23 protein-coding genes, 1 tRNA gene and 1 other RNA gene are annotated in these 21,331 nt (G+C 45.3%); 11 read left to right on the top strand and 14 right to left on the bottom strand.

All coding sequences use genetic code 11. The features are described 5' to 3' along the window. Window positions 1-5 precede the first annotated feature (5 nt). Window positions 6-1,355, top strand: coding sequence for a branched-chain amino acid transport system II carrier protein (gene brnQ, locus AB3351_RS17200; protein ID WP_371148378.1), 1,350 nt, complete (start codon window positions 6-8; stop codon window positions 1,353-1,355). Between the two features lie 236 nt (window positions 1,356-1,591). Further along, window positions 1,592-1,825 (top strand): hypothetical protein, encoded by a 234-nt coding sequence (locus tag AB3351_RS17195; RefSeq protein WP_371148377.1) that lies wholly within the window; start codon window positions 1,592-1,594, stop codon window positions 1,823-1,825. A gap of 53 nt (window positions 1,826-1,878) precedes the next feature. Here AB3351_RS17195 and AB3351_RS17190 read toward each other — a convergent pair whose 3' ends face one another. From AB3351_RS17190 to AB3351_RS17165, 6 genes are all read right to left on the bottom strand, one after another. Continuing rightward, complete coding sequence (locus AB3351_RS17190) at window positions 1,879-2,343, bottom strand: FixH family protein (RefSeq protein ID WP_371148376.1); 465 nt, start codon at window positions 2,341-2,343, stop codon at window positions 1,879-1,881. A gap of 88 nt (window positions 2,344-2,431) precedes the next feature. After that, a complete protein-coding gene (locus AB3351_RS17185; RefSeq protein ID WP_371148375.1) occupies window positions 2,432-2,857 on the bottom strand; it encodes a YugN family protein in 426 nt (141 codons plus the stop codon). 88 nt (window positions 2,858-2,945) lie between these two features. After that, the gene (locus AB3351_RS17180; protein ID WP_371148458.1) at window positions 2,946-6,740 is read right to left on the bottom strand and encodes a dynamin family protein; all 3,795 of its coding nucleotides are present in this window, start codon (window positions 6,738-6,740) and stop codon (window positions 2,946-2,948) included. An 85-nt stretch (window positions 6,741-6,825) separates the two neighbouring features. Beyond that, complete coding sequence (locus tag AB3351_RS17175; protein ID WP_371148374.1) at window positions 6,826-7,551, bottom strand: polyphosphate kinase 2 family protein; 726 nt, start codon at window positions 7,549-7,551, stop codon at window positions 6,826-6,828. Between the two features lie 127 nt (window positions 7,552-7,678). Next, window positions 7,679-8,122: a hypothetical protein gene (locus tag AB3351_RS17170; RefSeq protein ID WP_371148373.1), complete on the bottom strand. Its 444-nt coding sequence runs from the start codon at window positions 8,120-8,122 to the stop codon at window positions 7,679-7,681. A 15-nt stretch (window positions 8,123-8,137) separates the two neighbouring features. Continuing rightward, window positions 8,138-8,383 (bottom strand): hypothetical protein, encoded by a 246-nt coding sequence (locus AB3351_RS17165; RefSeq protein ID WP_371148372.1) that lies wholly within the window; start codon window positions 8,381-8,383, stop codon window positions 8,138-8,140. A gap of 125 nt (window positions 8,384-8,508) precedes the next feature. On the opposite strand from AB3351_RS17165, the gene AB3351_RS17160 reads away from it, so the two are divergent. Further along, window positions 8,509-8,712, top strand: coding sequence for a small, acid-soluble spore protein, alpha/beta type (locus AB3351_RS17160; RefSeq protein WP_371148371.1), 204 nt, complete (start codon window positions 8,509-8,511; stop codon window positions 8,710-8,712). An 88-nt stretch (window positions 8,713-8,800) separates the two neighbouring features. Here AB3351_RS17160 and AB3351_RS17155 read toward each other — a convergent pair whose 3' ends face one another. After that, window positions 8,801-9,109, bottom strand: coding sequence for a winged helix-turn-helix transcriptional regulator (locus AB3351_RS17155; RefSeq protein ID WP_371148370.1), 309 nt, complete (start codon window positions 9,107-9,109; stop codon window positions 8,801-8,803). Between the two features lie 222 nt (window positions 9,110-9,331). On the opposite strand from AB3351_RS17155, the gene AB3351_RS17150 reads away from it, so the two are divergent. Further along, complete coding sequence (locus tag AB3351_RS17150) at window positions 9,332-9,463, top strand: hypothetical protein (RefSeq protein WP_371148369.1); 132 nt, start codon at window positions 9,332-9,334, stop codon at window positions 9,461-9,463. Window positions 9,464-9,487: 24 nt separating this feature from the next. On the opposite strand, the gene AB3351_RS17145 is transcribed toward AB3351_RS17150, so the two are convergent. From AB3351_RS17145 to AB3351_RS17135, 3 genes are all read right to left on the bottom strand, one after another. After that, window positions 9,488-10,864, bottom strand: a complete 1,377-nt coding sequence (locus tag AB3351_RS17145; protein WP_371148368.1) for an ammonium transporter — start codon at window positions 10,862-10,864, stop codon at window positions 9,488-9,490. 154 nt (window positions 10,865-11,018) lie between these two features. After that, window positions 11,019-11,750 carry a class I SAM-dependent methyltransferase gene (locus AB3351_RS17140; protein WP_371148367.1) on the bottom strand — a complete coding sequence of 244 codons (732 nt, stop codon included), beginning with the start codon at window positions 11,748-11,750 and terminating at the stop codon, window positions 11,019-11,021. A 149-nt stretch (window positions 11,751-11,899) separates the two neighbouring features. Further along, a tRNA-Gln gene (locus tag AB3351_RS17135) sits at window positions 11,900-11,971 on the bottom strand. Window positions 11,972-12,048: 77 nt separating this feature from the next. On the opposite strand from AB3351_RS17135, the gene AB3351_RS17130 reads away from it, so the two are divergent. The 3 genes from AB3351_RS17130 to AB3351_RS17120 all read left to right on the top strand — a co-directional run bounded on the left by AB3351_RS17130 (window position 12,049) and on the right by AB3351_RS17120 (window position 13,657). Beyond that, on the top strand, window positions 12,049-12,816 hold the full coding sequence (locus AB3351_RS17130; RefSeq protein ID WP_371148366.1) for a glycerophosphodiester phosphodiesterase: 768 nt from the start codon (window positions 12,049-12,051) through the stop codon (window positions 12,814-12,816). Between the two features lie 80 nt (window positions 12,817-12,896). Then, window positions 12,897-13,415: a TlpA family protein disulfide reductase gene (locus tag AB3351_RS17125; RefSeq protein WP_371148365.1), complete on the top strand. Its 519-nt coding sequence runs from the start codon at window positions 12,897-12,899 to the stop codon at window positions 13,413-13,415. Between the two features lie 107 nt (window positions 13,416-13,522). Next, on the top strand, window positions 13,523-13,657 hold the full coding sequence (locus AB3351_RS17120) for a YqzM family protein (RefSeq protein WP_371148364.1): 135 nt from the start codon (window positions 13,523-13,525) through the stop codon (window positions 13,655-13,657). Window positions 13,658-13,767: 110 nt separating this feature from the next. Here AB3351_RS17120 and ssrS read toward each other — a convergent pair. From ssrS to AB3351_RS17105, 3 genes are all read right to left on the bottom strand, one after another. After that, a non-coding RNA gene (ssrS, locus tag AB3351_RS17115) (6S RNA) lies at window positions 13,768-13,948 on the bottom strand. Window positions 13,949-14,065: 117 nt separating this feature from the next. Continuing rightward, on the bottom strand, window positions 14,066-14,266 hold the full coding sequence (locus AB3351_RS17110) for a hypothetical protein (protein WP_371148363.1): 201 nt from the start codon (window positions 14,264-14,266) through the stop codon (window positions 14,066-14,068). Window positions 14,267-14,359: 93 nt separating this feature from the next. Further along, on the bottom strand, window positions 14,360-14,878 hold the full coding sequence (locus tag AB3351_RS17105) for a ferritin (RefSeq protein WP_371148362.1): 519 nt from the start codon (window positions 14,876-14,878) through the stop codon (window positions 14,360-14,362). A 151-nt stretch (window positions 14,879-15,029) separates the two neighbouring features. Here AB3351_RS17105 and AB3351_RS17100 point away from each other — a divergent pair, with 151 nt between their 5' ends. The 4 genes from AB3351_RS17100 to AB3351_RS17085 all read left to right on the top strand — a co-directional run bounded on the left by AB3351_RS17100 (window position 15,030) and on the right by AB3351_RS17085 (window position 19,084). Next, the gene (locus AB3351_RS17100) at window positions 15,030-15,629 is read left to right on the top strand and encodes a DedA family protein (protein ID WP_371148361.1); all 600 of its coding nucleotides are present in this window, start codon (window positions 15,030-15,032) and stop codon (window positions 15,627-15,629) included. Window positions 15,630-15,736: 107 nt separating this feature from the next. Further along, window positions 15,737-16,891 carry an S-layer homology domain-containing protein gene (locus tag AB3351_RS17095; protein ID WP_371148360.1) on the top strand — a complete coding sequence of 385 codons (1,155 nt, stop codon included), beginning with the start codon at window positions 15,737-15,739 and terminating at the stop codon, window positions 16,889-16,891. Window positions 16,892-16,913: 22 nt separating this feature from the next. Further along, a complete protein-coding gene (locus AB3351_RS17090) occupies window positions 16,914-17,393 on the top strand; it encodes a dihydrofolate reductase (RefSeq protein WP_371148359.1) in 480 nt (159 codons plus the stop codon). A gap of 383 nt (window positions 17,394-17,776) precedes the next feature. Continuing rightward, a complete protein-coding gene (locus tag AB3351_RS17085; protein WP_371148358.1) occupies window positions 17,777-19,084 on the top strand; it encodes a PAS domain S-box protein in 1,308 nt (435 codons plus the stop codon). A gap of 52 nt (window positions 19,085-19,136) precedes the next feature. On the opposite strand, the gene AB3351_RS17080 is transcribed toward AB3351_RS17085, so the two are convergent. Then, window positions 19,137-21,068, bottom strand: coding sequence for a heavy metal translocating P-type ATPase (locus AB3351_RS17080; protein ID WP_371148357.1), 1,932 nt, complete (start codon window positions 21,066-21,068; stop codon window positions 19,137-19,139). Window positions 21,069-21,331 lie beyond the last annotated feature (263 nt).

Genomic DNA, 21,331 nt, shown 5'->3' with positions numbered 1-21,331 from the left:
GAAGTATGAAGCAAGTGTTATCAGTAAAAGAACTATGGGCTGTTGGTTTAATGACATTCGCGCTCTTTTTAGGAGCAGGCAACATTATTTTCCCGCCGACTTTAGGCCATGATGCTGGACCGGCGATGTGGACAGCAATCCTTGGGTTTCTGATCACTGGTGTGGGTCTGCCACTATTGGGTGTAGCGGCAGTTGCAAGCGCAGGAGGCAATGTGCGGTTAATGGGGAACCGCGTCAATCCTGTATTCTCTGTTATCTTTTCAGTACTCACATATTTGGCAATTGGACCGCTGTTAGCCATTCCACGTACAAGTGCGGTAGCTTACGAAATTGGGGTCGCACCATTCCTGCCGGAAGGTGTTCGCGGCTCTACGACAAGTCTGCTCATCTACAGCATCGTATTCTTCGGTATTGCGTTCTGGCTATGCCTGCATCCTGGCAAGCTGGTTGACCGTTTCGGTAAAATTCTTACACCAATTATGATTGTCCTGCTAGCCGTATTACTAATCCGTGGGGCAATTTCACCTCTTGGCGATGGGGGATATTCAACTGCAACATTAGAAAATCCGTTTTCAAAAGGGTTTCTAGAAGGCTATAATACGATGGATACGCTGGCTGCTCTCGTATTCGGTATCGTAATTGCTAACACAGTACGCGAGCTTGGTATTACAAACAAAAATATGCAGGCCAAAATCATTATCAAGTCGGGCGTCATTGCTGTAACCGGTCTCGGACTTTTGTATGTCGGTTTAACCTATCTCGGTGCCACGAGCGGTCACGTAGTCGGACCATATGAAAACGGCGGACAATTAATCACACTAATGGCCAAAGAATTGCTTGGACAAGGCGGATTGATCCTGCTGTCGTTTGCAGTTACATTTGCCTGCTTAACCACAGGGGTAGGATTGATTACAAGCTGCGCGGAATTCTTCTCAAATCTGACGAACAATCGCCTCTCGTATCGTCTTGTTCTGTCGATTTTGGTTCTATTCAGTGTGGTAATTACCAATTTCGGTCTTTCTACCATTCTGAAGATTTCTGTACCTCTTCTGGTGACGCTGTATCCGATTGCTATCGTCCTGATTATTCTCACGCTGACAAATACGCTGTTCCAAGGACGCCGTCCCGTATATGTCGGAGGTGTGATTGGTGCGGCAGTACTGTCTATACTTGATGGTCTCAGTGCAGCAGGAATTACCTTCCCTGCTGTTACGAATGCGCTGATACAACTCCCTCTTATGAGCGGGCTGCTATCACAGGGCTTAGGCTGGATCATGCCAGCGATCATCGGAATTATCATCGGTGGTATTGTAGCATCCTTTACATCTGCTCCAAATAAAACCGTGACAGAATAAACACATGCAAAAGGGCGGGAATATCTCCCGTCCTTTTGCAATTATATGAAAAACACACCTATCGACCTCTTTCGTTTTAATTAATAGAAAATTACAAAATTAATATTGTTATTTTTTCTATCCTTTTTTATAATAAAGCAAATGACAGGAAAGGAGGCCAGCTAGAGACTCTACTTGGCACAATAGCGAACCGGTATCGAGGCACGGATTTCAAAAGAAGGGAGAATGACTCAATTATGAGCTTCGCCAACTGGGATGAAATCATTGACACGTGCATGAGCTATTCAACAAAGACTCCCCATTCCTCTACGCCTCTCTCATTATCCGAGAAACATGACATCCGGACGGCGCAGACAGCAGACAGTACAGAATGGGCGCATGCAAATAGACCTGATACGGAAGATTCGTGGATGAGTAAGCCTTACGACGAGATGCTGGCCCGTAACTATGTATCGGCTGCTAGAACATAATGAAAAAAGAAGCGTACATGGTTACTGAACAGAACCTTGTGCGCTTCTTTTTATTAAAAATCTGGGTTCTTTAATGATCCGTCTTCCTGCAGTCCGACTTTATCCATCTCTTCTGGAAGCATCATATCCCCTTTAGCTTTGAATGCAAACTGTTCAGTCATGTCTTCTCCCCCTGCTTTTATCTGCACGTAAGCAAGCCAATCTCCCCCCATTGGCAATACTGCTTGTCCTTTATATGTACCAGGCTCCATCATTGTTGCACGGAAGCCATTCTTCCCATGATCCATCGCTGCCATCTCCAGTTGAACGACAACGTCTGCATCTTTTACTGGTTGTCCGTCTTTTTCGATGTGAACGCTATACTCCATTTTTTTTCCCGCTTCTATATTGTCCGGTGCTTTAAACGACACTTTCATACTTGTGGCATTCTTCTCTTCACCTGTCTTCTCTTGCCCACAGGCCGTAAGTACGAATACCAGCAGCAAAGCTATAAACCCCATGCCCCATATGTTTTTCATCGCCCTCACCCTTCTCCCATCATGCTTGCTTTCTACATAGTAGAGAGGCCTTCGGACAAAACGACCGAAGGCCTCTCTTTATTTGTGTTTAGAATACGGGACGCACACCGCTGCGAATTTCGCGGTCAGTCACGCTCGCATCACGAACATTGATGTCAATCTTGTCAGCTTTGAGCCGCTGTGCAGCTTCTTTGATGATTTCGCGAGCACGATCCACGTAGCTCTTCTCGATTTCTTTGCTGAAATCAAGTCCTTCGTGGTACTTAGCACCGGTGATCATCACATCCGTCACCTGAACTGTGCAATTACTACGTTCGATCTCACCTGACGTAGCACGTGTGAAAATGCGCAGAAACATGAAATCTTCCAGCTTCGACGTCAACAACGGATAGTCATACGCAGCCCAATCGTAATCGAACATGCCGCCACGATTGAATCCGATGTCATGCAGGGCGGTATCGATCAAATCAAAGGAGAACTCTTGGCCTACAAGGTTTGTTTCGACAATTTTCATCCGGTATCACCCACCACATCGTTTTTTTTCTCTATACTGCTTCTTTCATTATAGTAGAAAATTCATAGAGTAGCGAGACATAATTGTTTTATTTTGGATCAACCAAAGCGACAGCGGCTGACAAACCGGCCTCTACATTCTGCCTACGCAGCGCAAGATCTTCTACATCCATCTTCATACTAAGTGCAGCAAGAAGACCTGCAAAATGCTCTTCCACTTCCGTTTCTGCACGCGTGCGAGCTTGCTTTATTTCATGCAGAAATGCCGCAAGATAGTATTCGCGCAAAATGTGCTCGCCTTCACCTATATATGCCTGCACCGGGTTTTGATATTTCTGTTCGAGTGATTCCCTCATTTTTTCATGACCGCCCTGTTCAAAAAACTGCTTCGGATTTTTAAACAAGCTGAGCGAACCTCGCAGCTCATTGGTCGTTCCTTCTGGGAACTGTGCGGCAAACTCGGGCGTGTCATATGCAGGCTGCTCCCATGTTCGAAGTTCGAAGTGTTCGATCTGCATACGTACCGCAAGCCGCTCAAGCATTTTCACTCCTATGCCTGCCATGAACTTCTCAATACGCAGCGCTGTGGCACGCATCTCCTGTGCCAAATCAAACGCCAGGAAACGTGATAATTCTTCAAGTCCCTGCTGCAATGCCTTCTTCAAATCCCGTCCGTCATTTTGGATTGACGAAGGATTGAATGAATGGCGAAATGCCTCGCTAAAGCGCAGCATAACCCTCTGCTTAACATAATACGTAAGTTCTTGTATTTCCTTCTCTACCGCCTGAACATCAGCCGTTGTATCCCATTGATGAATCTCCTGCAGCGCACGGTCCTGATGACTCTTAGCCTCAATCAGCTTGCGCTCACGCAGGCTCACATCCTGACGCGCAGCTAGGATGAGATCATCCATCGTTTTTATGCTGCGACGAACTTCAGCAAATGCTTCATTAAGAGCAATCTGCATAAGTTCTTCAAGCGTAAAGGAAATGAATTCTTCTTCGAAATGTGCAAGCCCGGAGAAGCTTAGTGCTTCCTCTGTAGCCGGAAGTGCCTCCCCTTCCCTTATACCCAATCGTTTGCGAAGAATACCTGCGGCTGATTCGCTCAGCTTGCCCTTCTCATCCATGCGAGCCAAGAGCGCAGTCTGACTCGATACGGGATAAATGCGCGGACGAACAATTCCGCACGTAGCCAGATTTTGTACAACATGATCTACTACGCCGTCCAACTCTTCTTTCGATTGGGCCAAGTCCGCCGCATTTACGATAAAGAACATCTTATCCATAGCAAACGTATCTTTAACGCGCCCTAACTGTATGAGAAATTCGCGGTCTGCATGTGAGAATGCATGATTATAATATGTGACGAACAATACAGCATCGGCGTTTTTGATGTACTCAAAAGCAACGCCTGTATGACGAGCGTTAATTGAATCGGCACCCGGCGTATCCACAAGAATGATGCCCTGCTGTGTGAGCGGACAATCGTAATACAACTCAATCCATTCCACAAAGCACGCTTTATGCTCCTGCGCAACAAACTCCTGAAACTCTTGAAGGCCGATAATAAGATCTTCGCCAAGACGAGAGACGATCTCACCGAACCCTTTCTGTACCGCGCGAAGAAAACTATAATGCGGTTTTGCTGTCGGGTGAATGTCTCCTGCATCAAGAGTCGCGGTCTGCTCAATTGCCTCTTGAATGGTATTCGCCTGCACACCGAACACATCAAGTGAATGAAGCACATCGCTTGTAATATCCTGCTCCGTTTTCAAACGGACGCGTACGCTGGCATGCGGATTGTGCTCATCCGGCGGTAAAATCTTATTAATAGCAGCCGTCGTCGGATTTGGAGAAACCGGAAGAATTAAATCACCCATCAACGCATTGGCAAATGAAGATTTCCCCGCACTGAAAGCACCGAACAACGCTACAGTAAAGCGGTTCTTGTCTAGGCGTTCTGCACGCTGCTCCATCGCGCGTGCAATACCGGATAACCCTGGAACATCATGGATCGTATGAGCGCTTTGGCGAAGCATATCAGCGGTCTGCACACGCTGCGCTTTGTAGTCCTTTTTTATTGCGGACGTATAGCCTGTATCCTGTCGCCCCACTTCTTTAGCCGTCGTCAGGCGGATTGGCTTTGCTTCTATGTGTGCAGGTGAAGCGCTCGTTGCTGCCGTCCGCTCTGCCGCCTGCTGCTCATAGGCTGGAAGTGGTGCCGCCTGCTCCTCGCCTGGTGCTCCCTTCCATACCATATCAGACAGTTTGTGCTGGGTACGAATCTCCTGTTCAGCCAATGTCGTTAACTTGTCTTCAGCCTCTTTCCATTCACGAATCGAATCAAGCTGCTGTGTAAGCTCCGCTGCTTCACCCTCTGCCTGCTTGCGCATAGCCTGTGCTGCACGCTCAATCATATCCGCTGCTTTGCGGCGATACAGATTCTTCACTGCATTGGCGATATCTTTGGAGTAATTAAGAATTGCCTCGCCGCCTGTCAGAGCTCCTGTTTTGACTTCATTCTCTATTAGCGTCTCAGAGAGAGGAACAGCAAAATCCATAACCTGCTTCTGATACTCGCTGTCATCATACCCATACGTTTCAGGAAGAATACGCAAAAGCCCCTTAATATGCCATTCCAAGTGCGCAGATGCATTCTGAGAAAGCTCCGCATGCAACTCCTGCAGCCGCTTCGCTTTTTCTTCCTTTGTCTTATTGCCCGAGAATAAGAATCCAACCTTAAAGCCAGGCTGTCGGCTCTCTAGAAAGAGACGAGCCAGCTCACGTGTGGAGAACGGAATTAACGGAGCATTCTCAAGAATGTTCTGCAGTTCTTGCTTCCCCTGTTTTTCAAGCTGATCGGCCGGTTCAAACAGGGCCGACAGACGTGCGGACAGTTCTGCATACTGCTTCTGCACATCTCCCTCCTCTGCCCGCTCTTTGACCAAGCGCTCATACGGCTCACGCTCTTGAGCATGCATATCATGGAGAAATCTTCGGTGTTCCTCAATCAAATACATTGCAGCCCGCATAATACTTGGAATAATAAGCGTTTCTTTGTTTTTGAAAAGCTCGCCAAGTTTCTCAAGCAGCTCAGCCCACTCATTCTCGGGATGAGTGGCGTCCTTTAACGTTGTAAAATAAATGCCATCCGGCTCAATATCCCAATGCCGAAACGCCTCAATAACACTCTGACGGTACGCTGCAAAGCTCAATTCAAAGTCCACGTGCTTATCGATCTGATTAATAACCAAATATACGGGAACTCCTCGATCCTTCAATGTTTTCGTAAACTGAAAGTTCACTTCCGATTGAACATGGTTATAATCCATGACATACAATACGGCATCCGAGAGATGAAGGGAGGACTCCGTTGATACCTTATGTGCATCATCCGTTGAATCAATACCCGGCGTATCCATAATACTGATGGCTTCACCAAGCAGATTGGACGGATAGTACAACTCAATGGTCTCTACTTCATCACCATTGATTGCGTATTTTTTAAGCTCACTGACATCATAATCAGCCCCGACATCCATCGGAGCACGATGTTTGAAGAAGACCCTTGCCGACTTCTTTCCGGTTTTGATGCTTACCACATTAGCGCTCGTCGGAATCGGGCTTGATGGCAGCACCTGGCTTCCCATCAACGCATTAATCATGCTTGATTTACCAGCAGAGAAATGTCCGCAGAAAGCGACAGTAAATTCTTTTTTGTATAACTTTTCAAGCAACTGCTCCGCTTTTTTGGCGTTTTTCTCATCTCCGGCCAAAGCGAAGTTTTGTTTTAATTTCTCAATGCGATAATATAATACCTCGGCGGATACAGCATTCCGCTCCTCCTGTGCCTGTGTCAGGCGCTCCATTGTTTCAATCATTCCACTCACCGTTGCTCCTCTTATTTGTGTACATTTTATGTCATTAATCTATCATCCCAGCCCGGTAAGCGCAACTATCCTCCGCCTAATTTTCAGCTTTTAGGCGAGCTTTCATCGCTTGCACAACCGTCTTTAACACCTTTACGCGAGCATACCACTTATAATTCCCTTCGACAATAAACCATGGAGCGTATGAAGTATCGGTACGTTCTAGCATCTCATCCACCGCTTCTACATAATCATCCCATTTCTCACGGTTGCGCCAATCTTCTTCCGTTAATTTCCAATGCTTGAACGGATTGGCCTTTCGTTCTTCAAATCGATCAAGCTGCTCTTGCTTGCTGATATGAACCCAAAATTTCACGATGACAGCACCGTCATCTGCGAGCATCTTCTCAAACTCGTTGATTTCTTGGTATGCACGCTTCCATTCATCTTTATCAGCCAACTTCTCCACGCGCTCTACTAGCACACGCCCATACCAAGAGCGGTCAAAGATGCCGATCGCCCCCTTTGGAGGAAGCTTGCTCCAAAAGCGGCTCATATAATGGTATTGCTTTTCGATAATATTCGGTGCGCTGATCGCATGAACTTGAAAACCGCGCGGATCGATCTTCTCTGTAAGACGGCGGATTGCGCCCCCTTTCCCCGCAGCATCCCAGCCTTCAAATACGAGGATAAGCGGAATATTCTCCTGATGAAACTGCCGCTGTAATGTAAGCAGTTTCAACTGGTATTTTTTAAGTTCCTCTTTGTATTCTTTTTTTGTTTCAAACTTTCGATTCACATCAACATCATGTAATTTCCCCATCGCACTCATCTCCCCTTTTGTTTCCACTTTGTTCTAGATTGCACATCGCACCAAAGAAATCCTTCTTTTCCCAATAAAAGAAAAACCCCCGCTCAGTACGGCGTGGGGCTCTGGCAATAGCATGCAATTAAAACTCGCTGCTGCTTGTCTGATCCGCTTCCCATTCAAGCGATGCACGCGGCACAGGGAATTCTAGAGAATCAAGTACGTACAACAGAAACGGCATCGTACCATCGTGTTCTTCATGCAGCTTGCAAAGAACGTGTTCATCTAATTTCTCTGCAAGAAATTGTTTCATTTTCTGATTCGCTTCCTCTTCGTGGTCACGGAACCAACGCAGAGTTGTCGGCCCGGATTGTGCAAGACCGTATTTGTCCGCATACTCACGAACATGCTGCGGAACATAGGCGTACGCATAGTGACCGGCCGCTTCTGCCAGCTCATGCTTCTCCTGGTCAGCCGTGCATCCTTCCGTTACATAACTATATTTCCCGCACTGATAGCACTTCACTTCATAGCGGTGATTTCCTGTTACTTGTTTTCCACAATAAGGGCATGTAATTTGCTCCATTGTATTCTCCTTTCATTACCCCTTCTGCTTATCTCTTTGTATCAAAACTTTAATGAGTAGCGCAATGAGATAAGCTAACAGCGAAAATCCGGCCCCAATGAGAAAAACCGTCTGCTGGTCTTGCGAATAATACGCTACGAATCCAAACATCGGCAATAACACGACAGGTGCCGGCCATGCCCGCTTCGTAGCAAAATACGTCAGCAATGCCACTACAAATGTGACTAATCCCCCGAAATAAAACACTAACTTCAAAACCATAAGGCTCCCCCTCGCCTTTTTTCTATCATTTACCATGTGTAAGATTGTGAGTAGATTGTGACAATATACTTACAAGGACATACATCCTTGATACTCTAAAATTCTCGTAAGGAGATGAACAAATCATGGCTCAAAATCAACGCAGTTCAAACAATTTGGTAGCACCAGGCGCACAACAAGCGATTGACCAAATGAAATACGAAATCGCTTCTGAGTTTGGCGTACAATTAGGAGCAGATACAACATCTCGTCAAAACGGTTCTGTAGGTGGAGAAATCACTAAGCGTTTGGTGCAAATGGCTGAGCAACAGCTTGGTGGCCGCTTCTAATCCCCACTTTTTCTTACACACAAGTAAATCTTCTATGGATGAAAACAAGCCAGATCGTTCAGCGGTCTGGCTTTCGTACGGACGCAGCTCACATCCACTTCTCGCCCCAGTTCTGAATGGATTCAATGACCTGCTGGAGGTCTTGTCCCTTTTTTGTTAATTCATATTCAATACGCACCGGTGTCTCCGGATAAACTTTGCGCTCAAGAATGCCTGCTTCCTCGAATTCTTTGATTCGCTCCGTCAGCATTCGATCACTCATCTCCGGAATTTGTGCTTTAATGTCCTTAAAGCGCCTCGGACCGCCTAAGAGTACGCGAATAATTAATCCAGACCACTTCTTGCCGAGAACTTCAATGGCCGACTCGTACTTCGGGCACATTCTGCTGTAATCCACGACATACACCTCCTTTTTTATTCTATCACGAATAAGTAACGATACAAATAAAAGGATCGATTTTTTGTTTATTCTCACACGACTGTCACACACACAGATCGTCATTATATCTATTATCCCATTTTATCAAGTTATTATTGTATTTACCCTACCAATAGTTTATCATTGCTATACTACAAAGTAAAAATATTCTGAAAATACTGGTAAAGAGGGGGATGTGCAATGAGTTTTTCTACCTTGCTTGGCGAAGGATTGCTGTATGTTGTCGCGCTCCCCATCTTTGCATTCCAATCCTTAGAGGCAATTCAAGCATTAATTGAAATCAGTGGCGAGATTGCAAAATTAGGCAAATAAAAACGAGGCTGTACAGCCTCATTTTTATTTCTCTTTTTTTATTGTTTCCTCTTCCGTGACGATCGTTTTCTCCGTTTTCCCGTCTTCTCTTTGCTTAATCTCTTCCTTTTCCTTTTTAATTTCTATTTCTTTATCTTTAATAATTTCTTCCTCTTTTTTCTCAATCGCTATCGTATCTTCATCAGGCATAGCAATCGTACCATGCCAAGCAAGATCCAAACCGACTTTTTCAAGCTTTACCGGCACACGCAGCGAGGTGACTTTTGATATCAGCCAGAAGGTCAATCGTGTTGCGGCATAACCCCAAGCACAAATTGCTATTAGACCAATCAGTTGGACACCTAAAAGCTCCCATCCATCACCATATAAAAGCCCTTTTTCTGTGGAAAAAAGCCCTACCGCAATCGTTCCCAAAGCGCCTGAAACACCATGTACAGGAAAAGCTCCTACAGGGTCATCAATCCCCCATTTATCAAGCAGTGTTGTGGCATACATCATGGCTAACCCGCACACCGCTCCAATTAAAATCGCAGCAAAATTCGTTACGAACGCACTGCCGGCTGTAATGCCCACTAACCCTGCAAGCGTCCCGTTAATAACCATCGTTGCTTCTGCCTTGTTATAACGAAAAAGTAAATATAACATTACGGCCGTTCCCCCCGATGCGGAGGCCAGCATCGTTGTCAGTGCGATGTGTCCGATACGGGGATCTGTAGCGCTCAACGTAGATCCGGCATTAAATCCGAACCAACCAAACCAAAGCAAGAACGCACCTACCGAAGCAAGCGGCACATTCCATGGAACTAGCGCCTCTCCTTTTCGTTCCTTATATTTATCTACCCTGGCTCCAAGTACCGAGGCGGCTGCCAATGCACTAAAGCCGCCAAGTGCGTGAATAGCCGCTGAACCTGCAAAATCGCGCATGCCCATATCAGCCAGCCAGCCACCACCCCATATCCAATGACCCGAAATCGGATAAATAAGCGATGTCATAACGATGGCATAGACGATGTAAGCCTTAAACTCCATTCGCTCAGCTACTGCCCCGGAGACGATAGAGACTACCGCAACAACAAAGGCAGCATGCAGTACAAAGAATGTCTCATTGCCGAATGGATGGTCTAAATGAGATAGATCCCCTTTCAAAAAGAAACCGCTGGTGCCGATGCTGCCAAGCATGTCCTTACCATGCATAAATGCAAAACCTACCGCAAAAAAACATAAGACGCCGAATAAAATGTCGACGAATATTTTCATAATAATGTTAACGGAGTTCTTCTGGCGCACAAGCCCTGCTTCTAGCAGTGCAAAACCGCCTTCCATCAGAATAATCATTGCTGCAGCCAGAACGATCCAAATCGTATCCATGCCTGCGCTCAACAGTTGCAATTGCTGCTCCATCGAATGCCCTCATCCTTTCCACTTCTCTACCTGAAGCTTGTCATACATTCCCTTTCTTTTTATACCCAACTAAGACGCTCCTGAATGGTCTCCTTTATTTTTGCACATAAAAAAAAAGCTGATCCCCACTAAGGGAAATCAGCGCTTCGCTCCTTTATTTATGGCAGCGGCCGTAGATGATCATCCGCTTCCCGTCTTTAGAATACGGACGGAAATCATAGTCACCATATACTTCTGTAACGTCAATACCAACACTCTCTAGCATAGACTTCATCTCTTCACGGTGATACAACCGCACCCGTTCAAAGAATTGCCGGGTTGTCCCACCCTCTGTAATAGTAATTTCTTTTATGACGAAGCCATTCTCGATTTTGCGCCGTTCCACAATTTGTTTTCCTTCCGCTTCACGTGTGGATTCCGGTACAAGATTCTCTTCGATATATAGTGGATTCAAATAATCGATCACCAAATGACCCGTGGGCTTCAATGCCTGACTCATCCGCTGCAGCACCTTGATATTGTCCGCATCTTGCTCAAAATAGCCAAAGCTTGTAAACAGATTGAATAACACATCAAATTCATCCTCGAACGGGATTTCCCGCATATCATATCGGTAATACGTAATGTTTTCCTGTTGTGTTTTCTTTTTTGCTTCAGCAAGCAGATACTCCGATAAATCAAATCCGACTACTTCATAGCCATGCTGTGCAAGCGCGCGCGAATGCCGTCCATCTCCACAGCAAAAATCCAGCACGCGGCCGCTTTTTGGCAGAGGAAGCCGGGAGAGCAGATTATCGATTTCTTGGCGTGCTGACGCTTCATCCCGATGTTGATACAGTGTGGAATAGTCTTCTTGAAACGATCTTACAAACCATGCAGTATCCATTCTTTGTCCCTCCGATCTCATTATTCTAAGTATACTCATACTGGGGCTTTTGTGTACATTTACAAATGTGTTTGATCGTAGACCAACACAAACAACCAGGCTTTTCGCCCAGTTGTTTTACGCTGTTACAGCACTATGTAAGAATGGAACTGGACAGGAAGGGTTCGAACCTTCGCATGACGGAGTCAAAGTCCGTTGCCTTACCGCTTGGCTACTGTCCATCATTATCATTAGTATGGCTTTTGCCGCATACGTTATACAGACAAAATCAAGAAAAATAAGCGAGGCTGCTTGCCATATGAATAATATGTTTCTGATCTACGCGCATCGCGGTTCTTCTATTACCCATCCGGAAAATACGCTCACTGCCTTCTCACGCGCTGTAGACGAAGGCGCAAACGGAATTGAGCTTGATGTACAGCTAACAAAGGATCGCCATGTGGTTGTCTTCCATGACTGGACGCTGCAGCGCATTACGGGACATAAAGGAATTATAAGCGATTATACACTTAAACAGCTTAAGGCGATGGATTTTGGTATATGGAAGCATGCGAAGTTCAAAGGTATTCGTATCGCTACGCTTGATGAGGTACTTACCCGATTTATGGGGAAAAACATCATGATCAACATTGAGCTTAAAAATTTTTTTGCTATGCGAAACGGGCTTGAACAGAAAGTGTTGGAATTGGTAGGCCGCCATAAAATGGCGAAGCAAGTGATTATTTCAACCTTCAACCCGTTCAGCCTCGAACTTTTACGCAGAAACGGATGCCCCTGTGAGATTGCGTTTCTTTATTTTGGGCGCCTCAAGGAGCCTTGGACATACGCAAAGGAATATGCATGCACCTACCTGCATCCCCCAGTACAGGAAGTTACGAGGGAACTGCTCACGTCCTGCCGTAATGAAGAGCTTAAAGTTGTCCCCTATCAAGTCGATACTTTGCTCGAAATAAAAAAAATGATTGATTTGGGAACAGACGGCATTATCACGCCACGACCTGCTCTTGCCCATCAATCCCTGCACGGTACAACAACTACGAAGCGAAAGCGAAAACGAACGCGCTAAGAGTTAAGACCTGTTCCCTCCGCGTAACACAGACTATAATAATAGTTGCTTGCAACCTGTGAAGAAACGGAGTGACTCTTGTGAAAAAAACTTTCGTTGCACTCATTGTCATTGTTGGACTTATCAGCTATTCAGTCTACATGAACGGGGGCTTCACACCAAAAAAGGAAGAAAAAGCAGCCGTAGGCTTCCTTGCTCCGGACTTTACACTGAGCGGATTGGACGGCAAATCGTATCGCCTCTCCGAGATTAAAAAGCCGACAATTATCAACTTCTGGGCCTCTTGGTGCGGTCCTTGCCGGGCTGAAACCCCTGATCTTATGCGCTTGTATGATAAATACGATGGGAAACTTGAAATTCTTGCAGTCAACGTTACGGTCAATGATAAAGAAGAAAACGCGAAGAAGTTCGTACAATTTTTCGGCATGAAGTTTCCTGTTCTTTTTGACCGCAGTGGGGAAGTTGCCAACACGTATCAGGTCATGGCTTTTCCGACCAATGTATTCGTTGACAAGAACGGCACCATCGTACATATTGCTGACGGCGTGCTGCCTATGGAGCAAGTAGAAAAAATTCTGCAGCCGCTGCTTGACCACTAAGATAGTACGACTTAAAAACTAGCAGATTTGTCACTTGTTTGCCTCTTCCCCACATAGCCGGAAACATCTCCCATATGCTATGATGGAAGGACGGAGGTGAGTGACTAATGGCAGATCCAAACCTGAATTTAGACAAGAACCAAAACGATGTAATTGATTCTTCCCTCGGATTTGGCGTCTCATTCGGTGTTTTAATGGTTATCTTTCTGGGGATGATGATTGTTGATTATGTAATGCAATAATCCTTTAGACACAAGAAAACTCTCATCATGGGATGAGAGTTTTTTACACGATACGAAAAAAAAACGCAATAAAAAAGAACACGTCTTGTGAAGTGTCCTCTGCTTCATTATAAAACCCCGCCTATGCCGTTTCATCCTGATGTTTCAAAACCCGCTCTCGCAGGTGGGTGTCCGCAAAGCTATTTCCGCTGTCTTGTCCAAAGCAAGCATAGCGTCCATAACGTAATATTAGACTCCCTTGTAAATCGTAAGGTTCGAAACAAAAAAATGAAACGCACATCGCAGGCTGTATCGTTTACTTCGTTATTTTCATATTAACAGGTTGGCGCGGTTTTTGCAAGTCCAGCAAAAAAAGCATCCGCCATAATGAATGTTGTGGCGAATGCTTTTTTCTGCCTGCTCATGCACTTAGAACATACGCATCGATTCTTCATGAACCTGTTCTTGCTGCTCAGTTCCGTACAATGCTTCATAATGGGTAATAAATTTTTTCGAATGATAAGTGCGTTCATCATCATTGTACGTATCTGTGTACTTATCCAGGTCCTCAATCTTGGATGCGTAGTAATTTGCCCAGGCAGTATGCCATTGCTTAGCAACCCAATTCATCGTTGAAAACCCCTTTACAAAAATGTAGTGCTGATTAATTATTACCCACATTTTTCAGGAGTTATAACATTTCGTTCAAATTTTTTTCAAAAATTATTTAACGCCTTCCGCTTCTTGCGGATCAAACGTCCGTTTTCCTAATTCATCATCAAGCATGTACAATGCATTTCCGTCTCCGCCTATGCGCTCTAGCTTCTTTAAGATACTACTGAATGTAGCCTCCTCTTCAATCTGTTCATCAATGAACCAATTCAAGAAGCTGCTCGTTGCATGCTCTCTCTCCTGTGCCGCCAAATCGGCCAGATGATAAATCCGCTTCGTAACCACCTGCTCATGCTCATACGCCGCACGAAACACATCGACAACAGATGCAAACTCGTTACGAGGTGCCTCCATCCCATCGATCAGCACACGATTTCCGGTAGCATTAAGAAAATGGAAGATTTTCATCGCATGAAAGTTCTCTTCTTGTGCTTGCACCGTAAAAAAGTTCGCGAACCCATCTAAATCTTCTGCTGCACAATAAGCTGCCATGGCTAGATACTGATTAGAAGAATAAAATTCAAAATTAATCTGCTTATTCATTTCCTCTACAAGGTGTTCACTCATCATAGCTATCTCTCCCTCTTCTTTACAAAAAACTCTTTCCATAGTAGCATATTTCTGCCGCTTTGTGGCTTACGCCAGGAATTTGTCGGCAAACTTTCAATCTTGTGCAAAAGTACTTATAATGGGGAAAAAGTAAAATCCATTGGGGGATTGTATGAGCGTCGATACACTGATTTCACTTATTGGACAATATGGATATATCGCTCTGTTTTTTTGTTTATGGCTGGGCATTGTCGGCATGCCGATTCCGGATGAAGTTGTCGTTATGACCGGCGGATTCGTCACGTCCTTACAGTTGCTTGAACCTGTGCCTGCATTTTTGGTTACATACTTAGGTGTCGTCTCTGGCTTATCCATTGGCTACGGACTTGGACGCATCATGGGGCCGCCTGTATTAAATAAACTAAAGAAGAAAAAAAATATCGATAAATATTTGACCAAATCCTATGATTTAATTAACAAATACGGCTCGTATTCCTTATGTATCAGCTACGCCTTCCCGATCGTTCGTCATCTGGTTCCTTATCTTGTGGGCATCGGACGCATGTCATATGCGCGATACGCATTGTTCTCCTATACGATGGGTTTTTTTTGGACGCTTTTATTCTTTGTTGTTGGCCGAACATTCGGGCATCATATTGATAAAATTGGCGTTGCTGTTCATGATTACGGCCTGCTTGCGCTTGGTGTCGTTCTCGGTATGAGCGCATTCCTGTGGATCATTGTACGCTTGCGCAGCAAACCTGCTGCATAGCGGAAAGGCAGTAGGTATAAAGTTTTGTTTCCCTTCCAATGAAGAACCTTGCTTCTTCTATCTTCGTCTAAAATAACAAGAAGAACCTTATAGGAAGGGGACTGCACATGAAGAATCATATGTTTATACGTACTGCCGCTTCTACAGTGATTGCCGCTGCACTACTTACCGGAGGAGATGTGTCGGCTAAGACACCAAGCTTTACAGACATCCCCTCTACGCATTGGGCGCAGAAGAGCGGTACCATTGCGTGGGGAGTCGAGGAGCATGTGATTTCCGGATACAAGGACGGTACATTTAAACCGGATCATCCGGTTACAGAAGCCGAATTCCTCTCCATGCTTATTGGTTTGTATATAGCAGACCTGGGTACGGAAGGAACTCATTGGGCTGATCCTCATTATAAACACGCCCAAGCTCTCAGCTACCCGCTTGCAGGTCTTCAGCATACGCAAGCACGCCAAACCAAGCTTACCCGGACGAAAGTAGCGGAGCTGCTTGCAGCGGCTAACGGGGTACACTATACAAACAACAATGCGATTCGTTATGTGCTTGGAAAGAAAATGGCACAAGGGAAAATCCCTGGCGTCATTAGTATTGAATCTTATCGCGGGCAAGATCTGCTCACACGTGCTGAAGCACTGCAGATGTTACGAACTGCAAAAGAGCGCGGGCTCACGGAATTAAAGCCGCGGCCGGTTGCTCCATCCGATCCCGCACTTCTGCCTCCCCTGCCGGGTGAGCAGGAGCAGCACCTGCCTAAAACAAAAGACAGCTCCATCATGATCGAAGGCATGCCACAGAAAATCACGCTTGCCTTATTTCAGAAACAAAACGTGCCATTTTATACGTATTATCCAACAGATATGATTGCTGAAACAATGAGTTCCGATGAAGGCGGTGCCGCACGCTTTATTGCCAACTTCGGCGGATTCCGCAACGACAAAGCATTCATGCATGTATATTTTCCTGCCGCACATATGCAGACAGAACAAAAGGTCTTGTCATTAATCCAATCATACGGGTACAAAGAGACACAACAACAAAGCACTACGGATGTGTCTTGGGCAGAGAAAGCGTATATGTACACAAAAGACGGACAGAACCACCGCCTGCTGCTTGGCAAGCATGCCGGGCAGTATTTTATCGTACAAATCCAATATCCTGTAGAATACGGTGACGGCATCTCGCCGCGCATTGCGAAGATTTTTGAAGAATGGCGCTGGAGCGATACAAAAAAACCGCTTGTTCCTAGCAAATAATTCCGATGTAAGGAGTTCTGTTATGATTTCCATCGTAGTCGCTATGGATAAGGAACGGGTTATTGGCAGGGATAATCAGCTTCCCTGGCATTTGCCGGCGGACCTTACGCATTTTAAAAATATTACTATGGGGCATGTCATCGTCATGGGCAGAAAAACGTTCGAGGCTATCGGACGTCCTCTGCCCGGACGAACCAATGTCATCCTTACAAAGAACCCAGCTTATCAGGCGGATGGCTGCCTAGTTATGCACACAGTAGAGGATGTGCTGCAACGTTTTTCTAACGAGCCCATAGATGTAATTGGCGGTGCACAAATTGTGCGCCTGTTTCTTCCGTATGTGGATACGCTCCACCTTACTATTATTAATGCCAGCTTTCCTGGTGATGTGTACTTCCCTGAGATTACTATGGAAGAATGGAAACTCGTCTCCAAACAAAAAGGAATCAAGGACGAAGCTAATCCATACGATTATTATTTTCTTACGTATAAAAAATCATAGCTAGCGCAGCCAGTAATGCATATTTTTTACATCGTTCTAACAACCTTTTACATCACAACCTGTTCAATAAGCTTCCTCTTCTCGTATCTTTTCTCCATCTAGCCAGGCCAGCCTGCGGTCAAGCAGGCTCTCAAACCTTCCAGAACGGTTTATCGTACATCCTTTCCTATCAATTCAATCTAAATACACTCGCATGTACCCGACACAGCCATTTGACACCGCTATGAATTCTCCCTTTATATATGACAGAGATGTTTCCTTTATAATCTTTCTCATCGACACTTACTAATGAATACAAAAAACTTTTTCTAACTTTAACTCTAATAAAAACTATCTATATAGTAATATTGAAAAGAACAAGTTCAAAAGACGGAGGAATAAGGATGACGTCCAATTTTAAACCATATAGAATCCCACTTCTTTATGTCTTATTTTCTACAATGTATCTTATGTTATCTGACACAATCGTCGTGAATATACTGCAACAGCCATCTATCGTATTCTGGATGCATTTCACAAAAGCGATTGTATTTACCCTGCTCACCGGATGTATACTCTATTTTGTCATCCGTCGTGCTCTGACATCCATCCAACTCTCAAAGCAGGCGTTAGAAGAAAAAGAAAGCCAATTACGTGAAAGCGAGCAGCTATATCGGCGACTCGTGGAGCTCTCTCCCGATATCATTATTGTTCATCAGCAAAGCAAGTGTCTTTTTGTGAATCAATCAGGAGCGCGTATGCTTGGTTATGAGGCACAAGAGCTGGTGGGAACCTCCCTCTTCGATCATGTACATCCTGATTACCATGAAGTAGTGAAGCAGCGCATTCAGAGTATGCATGAGGGACAGTGCGATTTAGAACCAATTGAAGAGAAGATTATTTGCAAAGATGGCACTATCATTGATGTCGACATCGCAGCTACCTCTATCCAATACAATCATCAAGCTGCGGTCATGGCCGTTATTCGCGACATTACAGATAAGAAAAAAACAGAGGATGCGCTGCGTAAAGCCGATACGCTCTCCATCGCTGGAAGTCTGGCCGCCGGAGTCGCACATGAAATTCGCAACCCACTTACCGTTTTGAAGGGATTCATTCAACTTGTCAACGAGGGAAATGATAAGCGGTGTCCCTATTCGAATATTATGCTGTCCGAAGTAGACCGGATCGAAACAATCATTGGCGACTTTCTCATGCTTGCGAAGCCGCAGCATGTACAGTTCAAAAAAAATTCCTTGCAAGAGATTATACAGCACACGATCATCTTATTTGAAACGCAGGCAATTATGAAGAAAACTCGAATCATTCCAAGCTATGATCCTGATCTGCCGCTCGTTGATTGCGAAGCGAACCAGCTAAAACAAGTATGTATTAATATCTTAAAAAACGCATTGGAAGCGATGCCTGACGGCGGAGAGATTCATGTACGGGTGCTGCATAAAACACAGGATCATATTATGATCCGCTTTTCCGATCAGGGCATCGGCATCTCTCCTGAAAAAATAAACAAGCTCGGTGAACCTTTTTATACAACAAAGGAAAAAGGCACCGGCTTAGGCCTGATGGTCAGCTATAATATAATTAAAAATCACCACGGCGAAATTGAAGTCTACAGCGAACCGGGTGTTGGCACAACCTTCGATATTATTTTACCTGTATCCTCTTGCCTTTCTTCCACAGTTACAGCTTAGATAAGCACAACAAAAAGGAGCCGTCCGATCTCGGACAGAGCTCCTTTTTTCCTTATCCCTTCAAAAGCCGTAATCCGTTTAAAATAACGAGAATCGTGCTTCCCTCATGCCCGATCACACCGAGCGGAAGTGTAAGTGATTGGGTGAAATTAGAGAGAATTAATAAAAGTATCACGCTAAGAGAAAAGACGATATTCTGCTTTATAATGCGGCCGGCCTTTTTACCTAGACGAATAGCTAGTGGAATCTTCTGTAAGTCATCGTTCATTAAAACGAGATCTGCCGTCTCCAGCGCCGCATCACTGCCCGCACTTCCCATAGCAATACCAACTGATGCAGCAGCGAGTGCTGGCGTATCATTGACTCCGTCGCCGATCATGGCTACCTTGCCGTAACGCTGTGTCAGCTCTCGGATGCTCGCAAGCTTTTGCTCTGGCAGAAGCTCTGCATACACTTCATCAACGCCCGCTTCTAGAGCAATAGCCTGTGCAGTCTGACGATTATCTCCGGTTAGCATCACCGACATAATGCCCAATGCCTTTAACTGTGCGATCGTCTCCACCGCTTCAGGACGAAGCGTATCCTGCATTGCCAGCATCCCTGCAATCCCCTGCTCGTTCTGTATAAAGATAACGGTCTTGCCTGCGCGCTCAAGCTGCGCCGCCTTCTTTGCTGCCTCTATACACGCGTCAGCATCTATAAATGCTTCCTTTCCTATCTTCCACATCTGTCCTTCGAATTCTGCCACTACGCCAAACCCTGTTACAGCCTTTAAGTGCTTCGGCTTTTGCAACGGTTTTCCTGCTTGCCGAGCGCGTTCCTCTATCGCTTTCCCAATTGGATGTTCAGACAGGCTTTCAATGGAGCCTGCGATCCATAATAGCTCTTCTTCACTATATGATGGCTGAAGGGAAACAATATCCGTAACCTCGGGACGCCCAGATGTCAGGGTGCCGGTTTTATCAAAAGCGATGACTTGAATCCCCGCCAGATTTTCTAGATGGGCTCCCCCCTTAAAGAGCAGACCTTTACGAGCACTGCTGGAGATGGCTGACAGCATCGCAGGCATAATAGAGGCAACCAATGCACACGGCGAAGCTACTACAAGAAATACCATAGCCCGATACAGCGTCTCTTCCCATGTCCAGCCTAATGCATAATGCGGAATTGTCATCAGCAACAATGTAATACCGATAATGGTTTTGGCGTATCCGCCTTCGAAACGTTCGATGAACTGCTGCGAGGGTGGCATTTCACTCTGGGCATCCTGTACAAGCCGTATAATCTTTGAAAACAAGCTTGCTTCACTTTCACTTGTCACTTCAATAAGTAATGATCCTTCTCCGTTCAATGTCCCTGCAAATACCCCGTTCCCTGCTTCTTTCTCCACCGGAATGGATTCACCTGTGATTGATGCTTGGTTAATGGACGAAGCGCCTTCCTGAATCACACCATCAGCGGGAATGCGCTCTCCCGGCTTGACAATCACACGATCTCCTACCGTAAGCTCTTCGATACGCACCCGCTTCTCTTCCCCGTCTTTATACAATAGAGCCGTCTCGGGCTTTAAATCCATCAAGGAGGCAATATCCCGATAGCTGCGCTCCATCGTATAACTCTCCAACGCACCGCTCAAAGCAAAAATAAAGATAAGAACCGCTCCTTCAAACCAATATCCGATGCTCGCTGCCCCAATCGCGGCCAAAAGCATGAGCAGGTTGACATCAAGCTCCCTTTCTTTAACGAGGGTAAGCAACCCTTCTTTGGCTTTTACATATCCCCCGATACAGTAAGCGAGCAGATACAGTGTAAAAGACAAAGCGACTTCATTTGCTTGCGCCATCCACGCACCAAAGGTTAATACACCACATGCTATGGCCGCAATCCCTTCTCCATGCCGCGTAAGCGTCTGCTTCCACTTCATCTGTCCGCTTTCATGCTGCACCGACAACAGCTTTGTATCCGTAGACTTCGCTTCATTCATTTTTGCTCACCTCTTGATTATGATAATAACTCTCATTTTTACTATAGAAAGCACGAATGCTGCTGTCCGGTAAGGACAGCAGCATATCGTCATCTAATTAAGAATGATTTTCATTTTTGTTCAAGGCTAATTTTTTTGCCTAAGGGAAAACTACATATACATATTATAATCCTCTCCAGCTCCATTGGGAAGTAAAAAGTTAAAAATAGGCGGATTTTTATTGACCTGAATGAACGGTCACTTTATAATTGAAGATAATAATT

Source organism: Aneurinibacillus sp. REN35, assembly GCF_041379945.2.
In the GTDB taxonomy this organism is placed as follows: Bacteria; Bacillota; Bacilli; order Aneurinibacillales; family Aneurinibacillaceae; genus Aneurinibacillus.
This window is presented reverse-complemented; position numbering and strand designations above follow the sequence as displayed.